Origin of the sequence: Chryseobacterium vrystaatense (assembly GCF_000737765.1) — a bacterium.
GTDB lineage: Bacteria > Bacteroidota > Bacteroidia > Flavobacteriales > Weeksellaceae > Chryseobacterium > Chryseobacterium vrystaatense.
In genome coordinates, this window is the sequence record NZ_JPRI01000004.1 from 309,579 (window position 1) to 327,119 (window position 17,541).

General features: G+C 36.7%; 18 protein-coding genes and 1 other RNA gene. 1 reads left to right on the forward strand and 18 read right to left on the reverse strand.

The window, feature by feature from the left end; translation table 11 throughout:
• Positions 1–50: 50 nt before the first annotated feature.
• From kdsB to IW16_RS13515, 12 genes are all read right to left on the reverse strand, one after another.
• Positions 51–773, reverse strand: coding sequence for a 3-deoxy-manno-octulosonate cytidylyltransferase (gene kdsB, locus IW16_RS13455; protein ID WP_034745048.1), 723 nt, complete (start codon positions 771–773; stop codon positions 51–53).
• Between the two features lie 19 nt (positions 774–792).
• Complete coding sequence (locus tag IW16_RS13460; protein WP_034745051.1) at positions 793–1,383, reverse strand: hypothetical protein; 591 nt, start codon at positions 1,381–1,383, stop codon at positions 793–795.
• Between the two features lie 168 nt (positions 1,384–1,551).
• Positions 1,552–2,805 carry a pyridoxal phosphate-dependent aminotransferase gene (locus tag IW16_RS13465; protein ID WP_034745053.1) on the reverse strand — a complete coding sequence of 418 codons (1,254 nt, stop codon included), beginning with the start codon at positions 2,803–2,805 and terminating at the stop codon, positions 1,552–1,554.
• Positions 2,806–2,831: 26 nt separating this feature from the next.
• Positions 2,832–3,734: an outer membrane protein assembly factor BamD gene (locus tag IW16_RS13470; RefSeq protein WP_034745055.1), complete on the reverse strand. Its 903-nt coding sequence runs from the start codon at positions 3,732–3,734 to the stop codon at positions 2,832–2,834.
• A gap of 19 nt (positions 3,735–3,753) precedes the next feature.
• Complete coding sequence (locus IW16_RS13475) at positions 3,754–5,469, reverse strand: phospho-sugar mutase (RefSeq protein ID WP_034745058.1); 1,716 nt, start codon at positions 5,467–5,469, stop codon at positions 3,754–3,756.
• A 17-nt stretch (positions 5,470–5,486) separates the two neighbouring features.
• A complete protein-coding gene (locus IW16_RS13480) occupies positions 5,487–5,840 on the reverse strand; it encodes an ATP-binding protein (RefSeq protein ID WP_131327892.1) in 354 nt (117 codons plus the stop codon).
• A gap of 242 nt (positions 5,841–6,082) precedes the next feature.
• Positions 6,083–6,784, reverse strand: a complete 702-nt coding sequence (locus tag IW16_RS13490) for a GIN domain-containing protein (protein ID WP_034745063.1) — start codon at positions 6,782–6,784, stop codon at positions 6,083–6,085.
• 6 nt (positions 6,785–6,790) lie between these two features.
• Positions 6,791–7,519, reverse strand: a complete 729-nt coding sequence (locus IW16_RS13495; RefSeq protein ID WP_034745065.1) for a DUF3667 domain-containing protein — start codon at positions 7,517–7,519, stop codon at positions 6,791–6,793.
• Between the two features lie 18 nt (positions 7,520–7,537).
• Entirely contained in the window at positions 7,538–7,792 is a 255-nt protein-coding gene (locus tag IW16_RS13500) for a hypothetical protein (protein WP_034745067.1), read from the reverse strand.
• A 396-nt stretch (positions 7,793–8,188) separates the two neighbouring features.
• Positions 8,189–8,581: a hypothetical protein gene (locus tag IW16_RS13505; RefSeq protein ID WP_034745069.1), complete on the reverse strand. Its 393-nt coding sequence runs from the start codon at positions 8,579–8,581 to the stop codon at positions 8,189–8,191.
• 2 nt (positions 8,582–8,583) lie between these two features.
• Complete coding sequence (locus IW16_RS13510) at positions 8,584–9,534, reverse strand: glycosyltransferase family 2 protein (RefSeq protein WP_034745071.1); 951 nt, start codon at positions 9,532–9,534, stop codon at positions 8,584–8,586.
• Between the two features lie 16 nt (positions 9,535–9,550).
• A complete protein-coding gene (locus IW16_RS13515; protein WP_034745073.1) occupies positions 9,551–10,150 on the reverse strand; it encodes a DUF4199 domain-containing protein in 600 nt (199 codons plus the stop codon).
• Positions 10,151–10,280: 130 nt separating this feature from the next.
• Here IW16_RS13515 and ffs point away from each other — a divergent pair.
• Positions 10,281–10,378, forward strand: an RNA gene (gene ffs, locus IW16_RS26125) — signal recognition particle sRNA small type.
• A gap of 105 nt (positions 10,379–10,483) precedes the next feature.
• On the opposite strand, the gene IW16_RS13525 is transcribed toward ffs, so the two are convergent.
• The 6 genes from IW16_RS13525 to gyrA all read right to left on the reverse strand — a co-directional run bounded on the left by IW16_RS13525 (position 10,484) and on the right by gyrA (position 17,464).
• Complete coding sequence (locus tag IW16_RS13525) at positions 10,484–11,170, reverse strand: metal-dependent hydrolase (protein WP_034745077.1); 687 nt, start codon at positions 11,168–11,170, stop codon at positions 10,484–10,486.
• Between the two features lie 176 nt (positions 11,171–11,346).
• The gene (locus IW16_RS13530; RefSeq protein ID WP_034745079.1) at positions 11,347–11,793 is read right to left on the reverse strand and encodes an SRPBCC family protein; all 447 of its coding nucleotides are present in this window, start codon (positions 11,791–11,793) and stop codon (positions 11,347–11,349) included.
• Between the two features lie 12 nt (positions 11,794–11,805).
• Positions 11,806–12,735, reverse strand: a complete 930-nt coding sequence (menA, locus tag IW16_RS13535; protein ID WP_034745081.1) for a 1,4-dihydroxy-2-naphthoate octaprenyltransferase — start codon at positions 12,733–12,735, stop codon at positions 11,806–11,808.
• Between the two features lie 92 nt (positions 12,736–12,827).
• Entirely contained in the window at positions 12,828–13,664 is an 837-nt protein-coding gene (locus IW16_RS13540) for a 1,4-dihydroxy-2-naphthoyl-CoA synthase (RefSeq protein WP_034745083.1), read from the reverse strand.
• 157 nt (positions 13,665–13,821) lie between these two features.
• Entirely contained in the window at positions 13,822–14,850 is a 1,029-nt protein-coding gene (locus tag IW16_RS13545) for a tetratricopeptide repeat protein (protein ID WP_034745085.1), read from the reverse strand.
• A 28-nt stretch (positions 14,851–14,878) separates the two neighbouring features.
• Positions 14,879–17,464 (reverse strand): DNA gyrase subunit A, encoded by a 2,586-nt coding sequence (gyrA, locus tag IW16_RS13550; RefSeq protein WP_034745087.1) that lies wholly within the window; start codon positions 17,462–17,464, stop codon positions 14,879–14,881.
• Positions 17,465–17,541 lie beyond the last annotated feature (77 nt).

Here is a 17,541-nt window from a genome sequence, read left to right on the forward strand (position 1 = left end):
AGCGAAAAGACAGAAGGATAATTTATCTAATTGCTCTATGCTTTTCATTTTCAAATTAATTTCCGGGCTTTTTCCAAATCTTCCGGTGTGTCAATCCCTACTCCGATGAAGTTTGTCTCTATCAGTTTGATCTTCATCCCATATTCAAGATAACGGATGCATTCGATCTTTTCTGATATTTCCAGAGGTTTCATTTCCAGTTTTGAAAATTGAAGCAAGGCATGTTTTCTGAAAGCATAGACTCCAATGTGTTTAAAATAGCTGACATCATAAGAAATCTCTCTGTGAAAAGGAATTACAGAACGGCTAAAATAAAGAGCAAATCCGTTGTTATCTGTTATTACTTTTACATTATTTGGATTTTCTATTTCTTCTTTTTCTGTCAGTTTTATTTTTAATGATGCCAGTGAAATTTCCTGATTCTCATCTTCTCGGAAAACGCCGATAAGCTGTTTTAAGGGCTCTAATTTAAGAAAAGGTTCATCTCCCTGTACATTGATCACAATATCACAATCGATGTCCTGTACAGCCTCCGCAATGCGGTCACTTCCGGTTTCATGCTGCCCGGTCATGACGGCTTTTCCTCCGTTTTCAACAATTTCATCAAAAATAATTTCTGAATCCGTAGCGACAAATACTTCATCAAAGAGTCCTGTTTCAGCAACATTTCTGTAGGTAGTCGTGATGACTGTTTTTTCACCCAGCATCTGCATCAGCTTTGCAGGAAATCTGCTTGCTTCGTAACGTGCAGGAATAACAGCTATGATTTTCATTTATTATTAAAATTATAAGTTATGAATTTATATAATTCGCTAAAAAGATAATTCCGTAGATCCAGGAGATGTACAGAAAAGAATAAAACAATCCGAAAGTAAGACTTTTCAGTAAATTTCCTTTACATTTTCCTGAATTTTTAAATACCAGCCTTAAAGCCCGGAAAAAAATCCAGTACAACATGGCTGTCAATAACAAAATTCCTGCCCAGAAGAAAACACCCAAAAAGTACAGCCCGAAAATGATCACTACTGAAAATAGCACCCATAATACAATGGAGATTAAAATACTGAAACAGCCCTCTCCTACATCAGCATCAAATTCAAGGGTATTAAAACCTGGAGAATTATCCGAAAAAGTTTTTAATTTTTTTCTGTTTAAAATACTTCCTACATTGTCTTTAAGCTTTAGCCCGTAATACAGTCCAGAACTGATAAACATGAAGAATATACCTGCTAAAATAGATGTTGATAAGATAGAATTCTGAAATAAAGACCTGTGAGAACTTTCTCCTGAAAGCCAAACACTTAAAATAACCAAAATGATAATTCCAAGCGTTGAATAGCTCAAGATTTTAGTTTCCAGGAAAAACCTTTTCGAAAGCTTCATGAATAAACTCAATTTTATTTATACTTATCATAAAAAAAGCTTCGACTCCGCTCAGCGTGGTCGAAGCATATATATTTTATTGTTTAATGTAATCCTCTGATTGTGTAACAGTTTACCAATATTATAAATCCCGGAATTGATACAGTGCTATACTGTTACCTTAAAAAATTACTTAAGATTATTCAAAGCAGTCTCTAGCTTCGGCATCATCACTTTAATTTCATTTACATCTAATCCTCCTACTGAAGCACGGAACCAAGGTTCAGATTTTGCTTCTCCGAAAGCTGAAAATGGAACTAATGCAACACCAGCATCATTGATAAGATAGAAAACCAAATCAGAAGAGTTTTCAATAACTGATCCGTCCGGTTTAGTTTTACCGATATAATCCAATTTGATGGTAAGATAAAGAGCACCCATTGGTTCGATGCTTTCTACAGCCAGTCCTTTTGCTTTTAAATCCTGAATTCCACCATGAAGAACCTTTAAGCTTTCCTCTAATTTTCCTTTGAAATCTTCCACAAAAACATTTACGTTTTCAGGGTTTTCATAGAATTTTGCAGTTGCTTCCTGTTCTGGTTTTGGTGCCCAAGCTCCAACATGCGTCAGAAGAGCTTTCATTTTATCCAGAATATGAGCAGGACCAAATCCCCAACCTACACGTACACCAGTTGCAGCAAGGCATTTAGAGATTCCGTCAATATAGATGGTATATTCCTTCAATTCGGGGAAAAGAGAAACCGGATCTACGTGTTCTGCCCCAAAAGTAAGGTTAGAATAGATCTGATCATACATCAGGTATAATGGTTTCTGATCTTCTCCTCTTTTTTTATTTTCTTCCAGAACCAGTTCACAGATAGCAGAAAGCTGTTCTCTGGTAAACATTGTTCCCGTAGGGTTTAATGGTGAACATAATGCCAGCAGAACTGCACCATCCAGGTGTGGTCTCAAATCGTCCGCAGTCGGAAGGAAATTATTTTCGGGGGTAGTCTTCACCTCTACTGCATCTGCAGAAGTAAGGTAAGCATAATGATTGTTGTTCCATGATGGTGTAGGATATACCACTTTATCACCTTCATCTACGATTGTTTTATAAACTGCATAGATCAATGGTCTCGATCCGGCAGTAATTAAAATATCATTGGGTGAATAATCCAGATTCCATCTGTTTTTCAAGTCTTTAGAAACTTCTTTTCTTAAAGATAAAAGTCCGTTGGCTGGCGGATAATTCGTCAGATTATTCTGATAGGCCTTCTGAATCTCTTCCTTCAGCAATGCCGGAATAGGATATAGATTAGAATTCAGGTCACCAATAGTAAGATTGGCTATCTCCGCTCCCTTTGCTTTTAAATCATTTACTTCATTACCAATTTTTACGATTTCGGAACCAATCAGGTTCGCCGCTAATTTTGAAACTTTCACTTTATTTTTATTTAAATTTACTACTATTATTTCCTCAAATTAATCTTCTCTTCTATTTGATCCACCGGTACCTGTGCATCAAAAGCTGCTATGAGTTCTTTTGCTTTTTTTGCTGTATTTGAATTCGGATATTTTTTTATGATCCTGTTGTACTCTTCTCTGGTGTCATCCATCAACTTCCCCTCTGTTCTATCATAAGTAGGTGAACTGTCCATCCCCAGAATATAATCTAACAAATAATCATTATACTCCTTTTTCGCTCTCTTTATCAAAGGACTTTTAGGATAGGTATTGATAAAGTTCTCCCATGCTATCAGTCTGTCACCTAACTCTTCCCAGGTAATCATAAGGCCTCCATTCACAGCATAATTCTCTTTATTATCTTTTGCAAGCTGCAAAATATAACCATCATAATCAGGAGTCACCTTATTCTTAAAAACGGAATAATCATATCCGGGCAACGACCTAATCTCGGTAAGCCCTTCTCCCATTACACGAAATTCAAGCCCAACCTTATTCAGCTCGCCAGCAATTTTTTTTACGTTGGCTGGCAAATTATAAGTATCCGGTTCACGTGTATGATAATCGGTATATTTATCCAATATATCAGCATGTAAACCATTCAGACAGTCTGTATACTTTGTTCTTATTTTTACATAATCATCGTATACCTTATCATTTTGTACCGGACTGTTTCCTGCAATTTCCTTATCAATTTTAGCCTTATACCATTGAAAAGCTGTAATATAATCCTCCGTTTTGTTATTTGGTGAACAAGCTGTATCAATGGGTTTAAAAAGATCTTCTTTTACTTCTGTTTTGGCAATCGAATCCTTGGCTGTTACTCCTTCTGCTGCTTTCTCTGCTTCTTTTTTACAGGAAAAAATAAGCAGAGAAAGTACACCAACCGCTATAATTTTTCTTATCATCTCCTACAGATCAGTAAGATTAATCTAACTTTAAATCCTTTCTTACTTCCTCAATTTTCGCTTCTAAGGATTTTAATTTATCTTTAAAATCTGCCTCAGAACTGATACTGTCTTTTACAGAAACATAAAACTTAATCTTAGGTTCTGTTCCGGAAGGTCTCACACAGACTTTTGTCCCGTCCTGAGTATAATAAATCAGTACATTCGATTTTGGAATGTCATTCATCACTTTTGTCTCGTTCTTTGAAACAGTGAAGCTGGTCTGCTCTTTGAAGTCTTTTACTTCTTCTACTAATGACCCAGCCAGTTCTTTCGGTGGATTTTCACGGAAGTTTTTCATCATATTCTGAATTTCTTCAGCTCCTTCTTTTCCTTTTCTTACAATGTTGACCAGTCCTTCATAGTACATACCAAGATCTTCATAGATTTCAATCATGTACTGATACATTGTTCTTCCATTGGCTTTACACCATGCAGCAATTTCGCATGCCACAAGGATACTTCCACATGAATCTTTATCGCGGACAAAATCACCGGTCATAAAACCGAAACTTTCTTCGCCACCACATACAAATTTTTGTGTTCCTTCGGCTTCACGGATCATTTTTCCGATCCACTTGAATCCTGTAAGTCCTGCCTTACATTCAACTCCGAATTTCTGAGCAATATCAAAGAAGATATCTGAGGTTACGATCGTAGATCCGATGAATTCTTTTCCTGTGATTCTTCCCTGCTTTCTCCATTCATTTAAAATGTAATAAGTAAGGATTGTATTGGTCTGATTACCATTCAGAAGCTGCATTTCACCATCAAGATTTCTCACAGCAATTCCCAATCTGTCACCGTCAGGATCTGTTCCGATCACGATGTCTGCGTTGGTAATTCTTGCCAGATCAATCGCCATTTCCAATGCAGCAGGTTCCTCAGGGTTTGGAGATTCTACTGTCGTAAAATTACCACTTGGGATCATCTGTTCTTTTACCAGATCCACTTTTTTGAATCCAGCTTTTTCCAGTGCTTTAGGAACTGTAGTATATGTTGTCCCATGAATAGAGGTGAAAACAATATTTAAATTCTCTTTACCTACATTCTGATATGTTGAATTTTCAATACAGGCATCGATGTATACGTCATCCTGCTCTTCTCCTATCCATTCGATAAGATCGTCGTTTCCATCAAATTTAATTTCCTCAAATTTTACAGAATATACTTCATTGATAATCGCTTCATCATTTGGCGGAACAATCTGTGCTCCGTCATTCCAATATACTTTATACCCGTTATATTCCGGTGGATTGTGAGATGCTGTCAAAACAATTCCTCCATTACATTTTTTGTCTCTTACGGTAAAAGATAATTCCGGAGTCGGTCTGTGGTCTTTGAAAAGAAGCACTTTAATTCCGTTTGCTGTAAGAACATCAGCAACCAGTTTACCAAATTCTTTAGAATTGTGGCGCACATCATAAGCAATAGCCACTTTGATCTCCTCTCCTTTAAACTGCTGAAGCATATAATTGGCCAATCCCTGTGTAGCCTGTCCCAATGTATATTTATTCAAGCGGTTGGTTCCTACGCCCATGATACCTCTCATTCCTCCTGTTCCGAATTCCAGTTCTCTGTAGAACGAGTCTTCCAGATCCGGAGAATTGCTGTCAATCAATACCTGCACGGCATCTCTTGTTTCTTTGTCGAATGTATCACTTAACCAAAGTTTCGCTTTTTCTAATGTTGTCATATTTGTATTTTGTTCTTTTATAGTTTATAAAGTTCCATTTTTAATTGAGGCAGTTTTTCTTTCAAAGAGGATAATTTTAATTGCAAATCCTCCCATTCAAATTTTAAATCTCCAAAAATTACTTTGCTCATTTCAAAACTAATTCTTGTGAAATTTTGAGAAGTCTCTGCAGAGGAAATCTCTCTTAAAAAAGTATTGCCCTTTTCGAAAATGAAATATCCTTTTTGTTTATTCCAGATTGTATTTAATTCACATCTTTCTGAGACTGCATTTATTGTCGCTATTCCCAACAGGCAATATTCCTGACCAACTTCCAAATGTTTTTTCTCGTTCTTGCAGGCCATCAACTTAGTCATAAAGTTTTCAGCCACCGCAGTTCCATTCCTGCATTATATTCTATTTGGACAGCATTTTCTTTAATACTCAAACGAATTTCGGAGCAGTTACCATCAAAATATTCATCAATTGCCGGACACAATATCTCCAATGCAATACTGTTAAGATTATGTTCCTCAAAACATTTTTCAAAGTACATCACTGGCCGAAGCCAAATATGCTCCTTCCAATCCAAAGATTTTATACTACTTTCTGTGTACTTTTTCTCTTCCAACTTTTACTCTAACTTTTTATTTTCAACCCTTGTCGTTTTATCAATTTTAAATGCGCGGATCGGGTTATTATAGTAGATAAATTTAGCTGTGTTTCTGATATTTCCTTTTAAAGAATCTTTCACATTGACTTCAGCATAGTTTCCATTTTTAGAGTCGATATTCAGATTCTCTATCTTCCAGTAGGGAGCGATCAGACTTGCTGTATCTGAGATCTTTATCACTGCATTTTTGGTCAGTCCCCGAAAGTTGGCCCGGCTCTTATTCTGCATGTCTATTTCTGCTCTTCTGGTGTTCACTGAACCCATAAATGTAGCATAATTTTTTAAATTGAGTCTAAAATTATCGGTCTTTATTTCGCTTGAAATATTCATTTCTACAGAGTCTGCAACGGCAACTTTTTCAAGATTATATTTTGAATAGATGGTTACGTTATAAAAATCCACTCCTTTTGTCCCTCTTTTTTCTTTGATAAAAAGGGTTTTGTCCTTTACATCTACATCGAGGTTTCCGGCTACATTGGGATAGGTTTCTATTTCTACAAAATTCTTAGCGCCCCTGGCATAAAATACCCGGAACTTTCCTTCCAGATCCAGATTCACAAATTCTGAAACATCCACGTCTTTCCTTTCAATAGTTCCTTTTGGAGAAATTTTCCCACAGGAAACTGCCGCTACAAGCAGGGATGTGTACAATATTTTTTTCATATTTAATTAAAATATTCTAAATAAAACGATAATAACTGCAAGACTTTCTATTCCCATCAGGACATAAAGTACCGATACTCTCCAAAGCAGGCCCGGTTTTGAGTATGAGTTTTTAAATGCATTCCAATACGTAACTGCCGGAAAGAGAGCGAGAAGTACAACTGAAGCCTTATCTAAAATAGCAAAAATCTTCGCTGCAGGTTTCCACAGACCGATCAGACTTACCATATCATTAAACAAAAGTAGGATTAAAATTCCTAACAGGCTTACTGTTCCGATGATAAAATGCTCTGCAATATTCAATTTTTTTCTTTTGAATACGAAAAAAGCATTCACAGCCAGCATAGGAATGATTACAAAGAGAATTGTTTTAGAATATTTAGAGAAAAAGTCCAAAATATTTGAGCTTCCTTCCGGAATTTCGGCTGGATTAAGATGCAAATAAAAATGCATGGTTAAAACATTGAATCCAAATAAAATCAGCAATAAAGAAAACAGATTATAATATTTAATTCTTTTCCCTGAAATATAATCCATCGCCATTCTTCCGGGTCCAAATAAAATATGTTTTACCGTTCGGAAAAACCTTGCTTCTATATGCCAGATTGATCCCAGAATATCTGTTTTAATTAATGTCTGAGGAGTTATTCTTGCTGTATCTGCTTTCTGTCCGCAATGAGAACAAAACTCATCGGAAATCTTATGACCACAGTTCAGACAGCTTTTTGGGTTCATATTAAAAATCAGTTTAGTTTATTTTTTCCTGTAAAACCAGGTTGTAGGCTGCTTTCCGGCTGACAGCAAAAGATAATTTCTGCTTATATAAGAAATATTCATCACTATTGTATCGGTCCCATCACTATACTTCATTTTTAATTTTTGATGCTGTTCCCTGTATTTACCTGTACTCTCCAGTGAACTAAAAGAATGATCTTTATAAAAGGTCAGCATTCCTTTCCCATATCTGGAATTGTTTTCTTTGGACTTTAACGTGTCGATATGAGTCAATTCCCCATCATATAAATCTATAAATTCCCACGATCCGAGGAGCCTTGATGAACTGCAGGAGGACAATAAAATAAAGGAAAAACATATTAAAATAAATTTAACCGAATTGTTGTATTTTGTTACCAATCTTATAAATTACCTACAAATATAAATAAAAAAGGTGTCAAAAAAGCTTCTATAAGGATGTTTTCTGTTAAAAATTTACACTTCATGATTTCTGGAATATTCAGAATTATCAAGTTAATTATGCGTCATAAAAACATGATTATTTATGGAAAATCCTGAGAGTTTACTTATCTCTCCTCAATACCGGCAGAATAAAAAATCCCCAAAAAGCTCAATGCCGTTTGGGGAATTTATTTATTATGAACACTATTATGCAATCAGAAACCGGATTTAATAGTTTTCATGTGACGCTGAATAAATCATCAGTGTTACAAAAAAAACTACGATAACTGCGCCAATAATCAGAGGTTTCCATATCGCTTTCTTAGGATAAAGTTCTTCATTCGGAAAGTATTTCGGAACAAAGTAATAAGAAAGAAAACTTCCTCCGGCAATGCCGCACAAATAAGCAAGCGAACTTTTAGGCTCATCTGGTACATTAACAATCAAAATAGTTATTACTGTAATCAGAATTGAAATTCCAAGTACGGTGTAAGCTTCCTTCTTTTTATTGATATCTATTAGATTTTGGAACAGTAAAACACCACCAAAAAGTGTAGATAGAAAAATTGAAAAACCTAAAATCGCCTTTGTAGAATATATTTTCGGTAATTTCTCTTCCATCGTTAAATCACTTCATCAATATTGTAATTCTTATGTTCTCTATTGGTTCTAATGATCATTTCGCCCAGGAATCCGGCTATGAAAAGCAGCGTTCCCATAAGCATCATCGTCAGAGCAATAAAAAACCATGGGTTGTTGGTAATCAAATGTCCGTAAATCCCTCTTGCCACATCAATCAGTTTTGAAATACCCAGCCAAAGTGCAGAAAGAAAACCTACAATGAACATTACAGTTCCTACCGCGCCAAAGAAGTGCATGGGCCTTCCTCCAAAACGACTTACAAACCAAAGCGTTACAAGATCCAGAAAACCTCTGATAAATCTTTCGGTTCCGAATTTTGAAGTTCCATATGGCCTTGCCTGATGCTGTACTTCTTTTTCTGTGATTCTCCTGAATCCTGCATTAGCAGCAAGTACAGGAATATAACGGTGCATATCTCCGTACACATCAATCGATTTTACAACCTGCCTTTTGTATGCTTTCAGGCCACAGTTGAAATCATGAAGTTCTACTCCCGACACTTTTCTAGCTGCAGCATTGAACAACTTTGACGGAATATTTTTCGTCATTACATTGTCAAAACGTTTCTTTTTCCAGCCTGAAACAATATCGTAGTTATCTTCAATAACCATTTTATAAAGCTCAGGAATTTCTTCCGGAAAGTCCTGTAAATCGGCATCCATGGTAATAACCACATCCCCGTTTGTTCTTTCAAAAGCAGCATGAAGGGCCTGAGATTTTCCATAATTTCTGGAAAATTTAATAGCGTGGATCTGAGGATGTTGAACCTTCATATTTTCGATAATGCTCCACGAAAGATCTGTACTTCCATCATCTACAAACCAGATCTCATAGGATAAGCTGTTGGTATAACAGACATTATCAATCCTTGAAAAAAGTTCTTCCAGGGAATCTTCTTCGTTTAATAACGGAATAACTATAGATAAATTCATTTAATTCTAATAAAAATTATTCTTGATTTTCTGTTTCCTGATAAACTGTTCTTGTTCTGAAAAACGCTCCAAAAAACACTGACAAAACTACGTAAAATATAAGAATTGCCGCAAAATATCCTGAAAAATGACTTGCGGTAAGCATATCTTTTCCTTTAATGGCTTCCGGAGAAAAACTTGGAAGCCTTTCCTGATACTTTTTGTCTAATTCATCAATATCTTTCTGATGCTTCATGATCTTTCTTGCAGACTGGTATTCAGTGTCTAACTCTGTTTTCTGCCTCTGTACATACTGGTAGTTCAGCAATTTTTTGGCATCCGTATCTGCAAAATTCAGGAAAGCATAGATACTGAAGATGGACAGAATCCCTCCGATGAACATCGGGACGAACGCTCTTGAGAACGCATCTTTAAAACTTACCACTCTATTTTTGTTCCAGAACGATTTTACGGACCAGAAAGCTCCTCCCGCATATAAGATCGGAAGAACGAATGCATTGATTTTCAACGAGATTTCAAAATAATTGATTCCGGAGAAAAAGAAATAAGCTACAAAAAAAATGATCATTGTAGCGATAAAAAGTATAATTCCTAATGTTGATGGACTTTTCGTCATGTTAGATTTTTTAAAAAAAGTTGAAAAATTATTGCACTAAATTCCAGCTGTTTAGCTTTAATACTACATTTTTTCTACTAATTTTCTTTAATAATATTTTGAAGTTTATAAATTATTCCTACCTTTGCAACGGCAAGTCCTAAACAACCAGCTCCTGAGAATCCTCCAGGGTGGGAACACAGCAAAGGTAATTGGTCGTAGCGGTGTGATTTAGGTAGCTTGCCATTTTTTTTTAATTTAAGTTGAAGTAAGGTAATTGGAAGATTATCTTTTTTTGTTTCTATACATTTCAACATTTCCATTCCAATTTCCATATTACCTTTTATTTCTTATTTAAAATTCAAACTCCTCTCCTAGCTTAGGAAGAACAAGTTCTACATTTTTATCTGCAAAATGCTTCAGCGCACTTTCATGATTAATTTCAATGGCAGGGAATGTATCGAAATGGCATCCGATTACTTTCGGAGTTTTCAGCAGTTCTGCAGCTGCAAAAGCCGCTTTTCTAGGGCACATCGTGTAGTGACTTCCGATGGGAAGGATAGACAGGTCGATATTCCCGTAAAGTCTAGGGAAAAGCTCCATATCAGCCATTACACCAGTATCTCCAGCCAAATAGATGTTTTTACCTTCAGGAAGTCTGAAAATATATCCCACAGGAACACCTCCATAGCTCCCATCCGGGAACGAACTTGTATGATGAGCAGGTACCATGGAAATTTTAAGATCGTCGATTTTTGCCGACCCTCCTAAGTTCACATCATCTTTATTTTTCGCTGTTGTAAAATATGCGCATACTTCAGGCACTCCAATTACGGTAGCGTCCGGATGGTTATGCAGCACTTCTGCCACATCTGCAATATGATCACCATGGGCATGAGTCAGCAGAATATAATCGATTTTCTGAGCAGCGATATCAAATCCTGATTCCGCTTTTTTGTAATTGTAAAAAGGATCACTTAAAATTGTTTTGTCTTTGTAAGTAAACAAAAAACAGTTTTGTCCTAAAAATTGTATTTTCATTTTTAATTGATTTTTCTAATTAAGTACATGAAATGGTTGAGTTGAAAAAAATCTGATATAGCTCCCAGCACATCGGTATTTTCTGATTAATTCTTTAATCAGATCATACATAAGAAACAGAGCCATGATAACAGATACCCAAGATGTAATGCTCTCTACTCTTCTCATGAGATTTTCTATTTCCGGGGAAATTTATCCTCAATGAGATTCAGCTTAATTCCATGTTCAAGATAAGCTTTACAACCGTCTAAAACAGTCGTAAAACCACCTGTATTATCATTTACCGTCCGTAGAAGGTTTTCTCCTGTCTGGTCATATCCATAGCTTCTAATGACCACAAGAGTTCCTTTCTCCATTTCTTTAAACTCATAATCCACCTGCACTGCAGGATCTCCCCATTCTGTTTTTATCGACTGATCCGGAATGATCTCATGAACCGTTACATTGGATTTCACGCCATACATTTCCCATTCCCAGGTTACTGAATTTCCTTCTTCGAGTTTCCCCGTAGATTTTGTAAACCAGAACTGAGTTGTTATTTCAGGATTGACAAATGCTTCGAAAACTTCTGCCACAGGTTTTCTGATAAGCATCTGAGCTTCAACATAAACATCAGTACTCATAGTGGTATTATTTTAGTTAAAAAAATTAAGTCCAAAGGCTGTAAGCACTGCCATCATGAAAGTCATGATCCCCACCTGCTTCAGGTATTGGTCTAACTCTTTGGGCTCTTTTACCGTCATGATATTTCTTCTTAGCTTCATCAATGGCAAAAGAAGGATCATGACGATGAAAACGTAATAGTTCTGTGCCTGTATAAATCCGTTTACGCCTAAGAAGACAAGGATTAAAATCAAAGGAAGCTGCAACAGGATCATTTCGTAAATCATTGCGTTTTTAAAGCCTATTCTTAACGCTAAGCTATTTTTACCTGAAAGTCTGTCACTTTCAATATCTCTCATATTGTTTAGGTTCAAAACAGCCATACTCATCATACCGATAGCTGTTCCGGGAAGTAACATATCCCAGCTGAAGGTTTTTGTAAACAGGAAATAACTTCCGCATACAGAAACCAATCCAAAAAACACAAATACAAAAAGATCTCCCAACCCCATATATCCGTAAGGTTTTTTTCCTACTGTATAGCCTATTGCAGCCAAAATACACGCAACACCCAATCCAACGAATGTATAAAATTCGTTCATGAAATCAGGAAAAAATGCAACATATAAAAGACCAATTGTTGCCACAAAAGACAATACTGAGAAAATAATGACAGCATTTTTCATCTGCTTTGCCGTGATCTTTCCGGAAGCTACGGCTCTTGATTCTGCCTCATTGATCCTTTTGGCATCAGTTCCTTTTACACCGTCACCGTAGTCGTTGGCATAGTTTGATAAAATCTGGTATAACAGCGTTACCAAAAGGGCCAGAGCAAAAATTCTCCAGTCCCATATTCCACCTTCTCTGTAAAGTCTCCATTTTGCAATGAAAGCACCCATTATAATCCCGCTTAGTGAAAGCGGTAAAGTTCTTAGCCTTGCGGCTTTTATCCAATCAACCATTTTTATATTTAGATGTTAGATATTAGAGGTCAGAAGTTAGATTTTAAACTTTGGGAGTCTAATCTCTAACTTCTAAACACTAATTTCTTATTTTAAGATATCCACTGATTTTCTCCGAAGTCCGGTTTTCTTTTTTCAAGAAATGCATTTCGTCCTTCCTGAGCTTCTTCCGTCATGTAAGCTAAACGGGTTGCTTCACCTGCAAAAACCTGCTGCCCTACCATTCCGTCGTCTGTAAGGTTCATTGCAAACTTCAACATTCTGATAGACAATGGAGATTTAGCTAAAATTTCCTGAGCCCATTCATAGGCTGTATCTTCTAACTCATCGTGTGGAATTACGGCATTCACCATTCCCATATCCATAGCTTCCTGAGCAGAATAATTTCTTCCTAAAAAGAAGATTTCACGGGCTTTTTTCTGACCCACCATTTTTGCAAGATAAGCAGATCCGTAACCCCCGTCAAAACTGGTAACATCAGCATCAGTCTGCTTGAAAATAGCATGCTCTTTACTCGCTAGAGTAAGATCACAAACCACATGAAGTGAATGCCCTCCACCAACGGCCCATCCCGGAACAACTGCAATAACCACCTTAGGCATAAAACGAATAAGGCGCTGTACTTCCAGAATATTTAAACGATGTCTTCCATCTTCTCCCACATAACCCTGATGACCTCTTGCTTTCTGGTCTCCTCCGCTACAGAAAGCCCAGCCTCCATCTTTAGGACTAGGTCCTTCTCCGGTAAGCAACACAACACCTATTGAAGAATCTTCAGAGGCGTCATAAAAAGCATCATATAATTCGGAAGTAGTTTTTGGACGAAAAGCGTTTCGAAGCTCAGGTCTGTTAAAAGCAATTCTTGCTACACCATTACATTTTTTATAGGTAATATCTTCGTATTCTTTGACGGTTTTCCACTCTATCATCTTGTAAAAAATTTTTCTCAAAGATACGGAATTGCAGAGAATTTTTACGGTGAAATTTAACGATAATCACAGCAAAAAGCAGAGTTTTATTTTTGGTAAAAAAAATAAAAAACCGGAACATAAATGTTCCGGTTCTATTTATTATTAAAATAAAGAATTACTGTTTTACCTTAGCTTTAAGCTCGGCTTCTTTAGCTTTAAGTCCTTTAACCTTATCTACATTTTTTGTTACAATGTAGATCTCTTTTAATGCAGTAAGAGCATCAAGATTTTCCGGCGCTGCTTTATACCAACCTTCGGCATATGGAAGTGCTTTAGCAAATCTTTCTCTTCTTGCATCAATCAGCTTAGTCGCTTCATCCGGCTTATCTTTTCTTGTAGCATTGATCTGCTCTACAATTTTAGAATCATCACCAACCGTTGTATACACAAGATTTTGATAAGCATTATCAAAGTCTGGCTTAATTTCGATTGCTTTTTTGAATGACGCAATTGCATCTTCTACTGTAGCAGGATTTTTAGACTGCATTACTCCAAGATTATACCAGTTGGTAGCATCAGTAGGATTTTTAGCTAACTGCTCTTTCAAAGCTCCAATGAACTTTTCAGTATTACCGGATTCGTAATATGCAGTACCCTGAGCATCCTTAAGCTTGGTATTGTTAGGATATTTTGCCAATCCTTTTTCAATGATCACCAATGCATCATTAGGTTTCTTAGCATTAAGAAGCAAAGTCGTTAATGTTTCATATAGTTCAGGTTCAACACTTGGTGTCTGTTCTGTTTTGAAGTCTGAATAATCAGCATTCTTCTTCATCAGATCCCAAGTTGCTTTATCCAAGTTCACTACCTGACCGGACTTTTTCTCTTTTGCAGTATACGTTGTCTGAATACCTGTAAAACCGGTATTAACAAGATCTGTATATATTTTGATGGCTTCATCGTTGTTATTTGCCAAAGCATAACTTAAACCAGCATAATACATATATATCTTATCATCCTGCCCATTTGTTTTCAATAAGTTATAAACTTCTAAAAACTTAGGCGCAGCAACAGTATAATTTTTTGCAGTATATGCATCCATTGCAGCTTTATTCGCTTCCTGTAACTTGGCATTAACGTCGCCTTTCTGACCGAAAACGAAAGCAGAAGCCACGATGGCTATACCTAAAATCAGTTTCTTCATATTAACTATATTATATTAATTGTACATTTTACTCTTCAGAATCAGAACTCTCATTTTCCTCAGCCGGATTTTCTTTTTCAGCCTGAGGTACTGTATTGTTTTCCTGGTTATCGGCTACAATTTCTGTTCCTTCTTCATTTTCTTCAGAATCCTCTTCTACCTCTTTATCCATTTCTACTTTTGCAATTGCTGCAATTTCGTCATTTTTCTTAAGGTTGATCATTCTTACTCCCTGAGTATTTCTTCCCATCACTCTCATTTCATCCATATTCATTCTGATGGCAACACCAGACTTATTGATGATCATCAATCCGTCTTCGTCTGTCACATTCTGAATAGCAATCAGATTTCCTGTCTTTTCGGTAATGTTTAGGGTAATAACTCCTTTTCCTCCTCTGTTGGTAATTCTATAGTCTTCTACAGCAGTTCTCTTACCATAACCTTTTTCAGATACTACAAGAACTGTTTCTTTGTCTACATCGTTCACAACAATCATACCAATTGCCTCATCATCCTCTTCCATGCTGATCCCGCGAACCCCGATAGACCCTCTACCTACTTCTCTTACTTTCTCTTCAGGGAAACGGATACATTTACCATTTTTGGTAGCGATCATAATCTGAGATGTCCCGTTGGTAAGGTATGCTCCTAATAACTGGTCATTATCTCTGATCTCAATTGCATTAACCCCATTTACCCTTGGTCTTGAATAAGCTTCCAGAGATGTTTTCTTGATCGTACCGTTTTTGGTAACCATCACCACACTCATTTGGTTGACATACTCAGCGTCTTTCAGGTTGTTGGTTCTGATATATGCTTTGATCTTATCATCCTGTTCGATATTGATAAGGTTCTGTACCGCTCTTCCTTTCGAAGTTTTTGATCCTTCAGGAATTTCAAATACCCTTAGCCAGTAACATCTTCCTTTTTCTGTGAAGAACAGCATATACTGGTGATTAGTCGCAGAAACAATATACTCAAGGAAATCTTCATCCCTGGTCGTTGCCGCTCTGTTTCCTACACCGCCTCTACTCTGAATTTTGTATTCGGAAAGAGATGTTCTTTTAACATATCCTGCGTGTGAAATAGTAAGAACAACTGCTTCATTGGGGATGATATCTTCGATAGACATTTCTCCTCCTGAAAAATCAATTGCCGTTCTTCTTTCGTCACCATATTTTTCTTTGATCTCAGCAAGTTCTTCTTTGATGATCTCAAATCTTCTAGGTTCATTAGCCAAAATATCTTCCAAGTTCATGATTTCTTTCATGATCGCGTCATATTCATCACGGATCTTGTCAAGTTCCATTCCTGTAAGACGTGCCAATCTTAGATCAAGAATAGCCTGAGCCTGAATTTCAGAAAGATCAAATGCCTCGATCAAGCCTTCTTTTGCGCCCTGAGGGTTTGCACTGTGACGGATAATAGAAATTGCTCTGTCTAAAGAATCCTGAGCACCAATCACCTTCATGAAACCTTCCAAGATGTGAGCTCTTTCTCTCGCTTTTTTAAGCTCAAAATGAGTTCTTCTCACAATCACTTCATGTCTGTGCTCTACGAAGTGGTGAATGATATCCTTTAAATTCAGCTGTTCCGGTCTTCCTTTAACCAAAGCAATGTTATTAACACTGAAAGAAGTTTGAAGTGCTGTATATTTATATAACAGGTTTAAGACAACATTCGGGATTGCATCATTTTTAAGTTCATAAACGACACGCAGACCATTTCTGTCCGATTCGTCTCTGATCTCATGAATACCTACAATCTTATCATCTTTAACAAGTTCTGCCGTTCTGGCGATCATGTCAGCTTTATTGACCTGGAAAGGAACTTCAGTAACAATAATAGCATTTCTGTTTCCAATCTCTTCGAAATTTACTTTTGCTCTTAACACGACCCTTCCTCTTCCTGTATGGAAAGCATCTCTTACCCCGTCGTAACCGTAGATAATACCTCCTGTAGGGAAATCCGGTGCCGTGATATGCTGCATCAGTTCATCGATCGTAATATCTTTATTATCGATATATGCAGAAATAGCATCAACAGATTCTGATAAATTGTGCGGTGCCATGTTGGTCGCCATACCTACAGCGATACCGGATGTTCCGTTTACCAGAAGATTTGGAATTTTTGTAGGCATAACGGTAGGTTCCGTCATACTGTCATCAAAGTTATTCTGAAAATCTACCGTTTCTTTATCTAGATCAGCAAGAATATCATCTGATATTTTTTTCAGTCTTGCTTCGGTATAACGCATTGCTGCAGGCGGGTCACCGTCCATTGAACCAAAGTTACCCTGCCCGTCTACCTGAGGGTAACGTAAGCTCCAAGGCTGAGCCATTCTTACCATTGCATCGTAAACAGAAGAGTCTCCATGCGGGTGGTATTTACCTAAAACATCCCCAACAATTCTGGCAGATTTTAAATATTTTCTATTAGAAAAAACCCCTAGTCCATACATACCATACAGTACTCTTCTATGAACGGGTTTCAGGCCGTCTCTTACGTCCGGCAACGCTCTTGAAACGATAACCGACATCGAATAATCGATATAAGACGATTTCATTTCATCAACAATGTTGATAGGAATCAGTCTTTCTCCTTCTTTTTGCATAAACAAATTTTATTATAATGACAGTCAGACCCTTAGCTGTGCGTCTGAAAATTATTTATTTCCAATTTTTATTAACG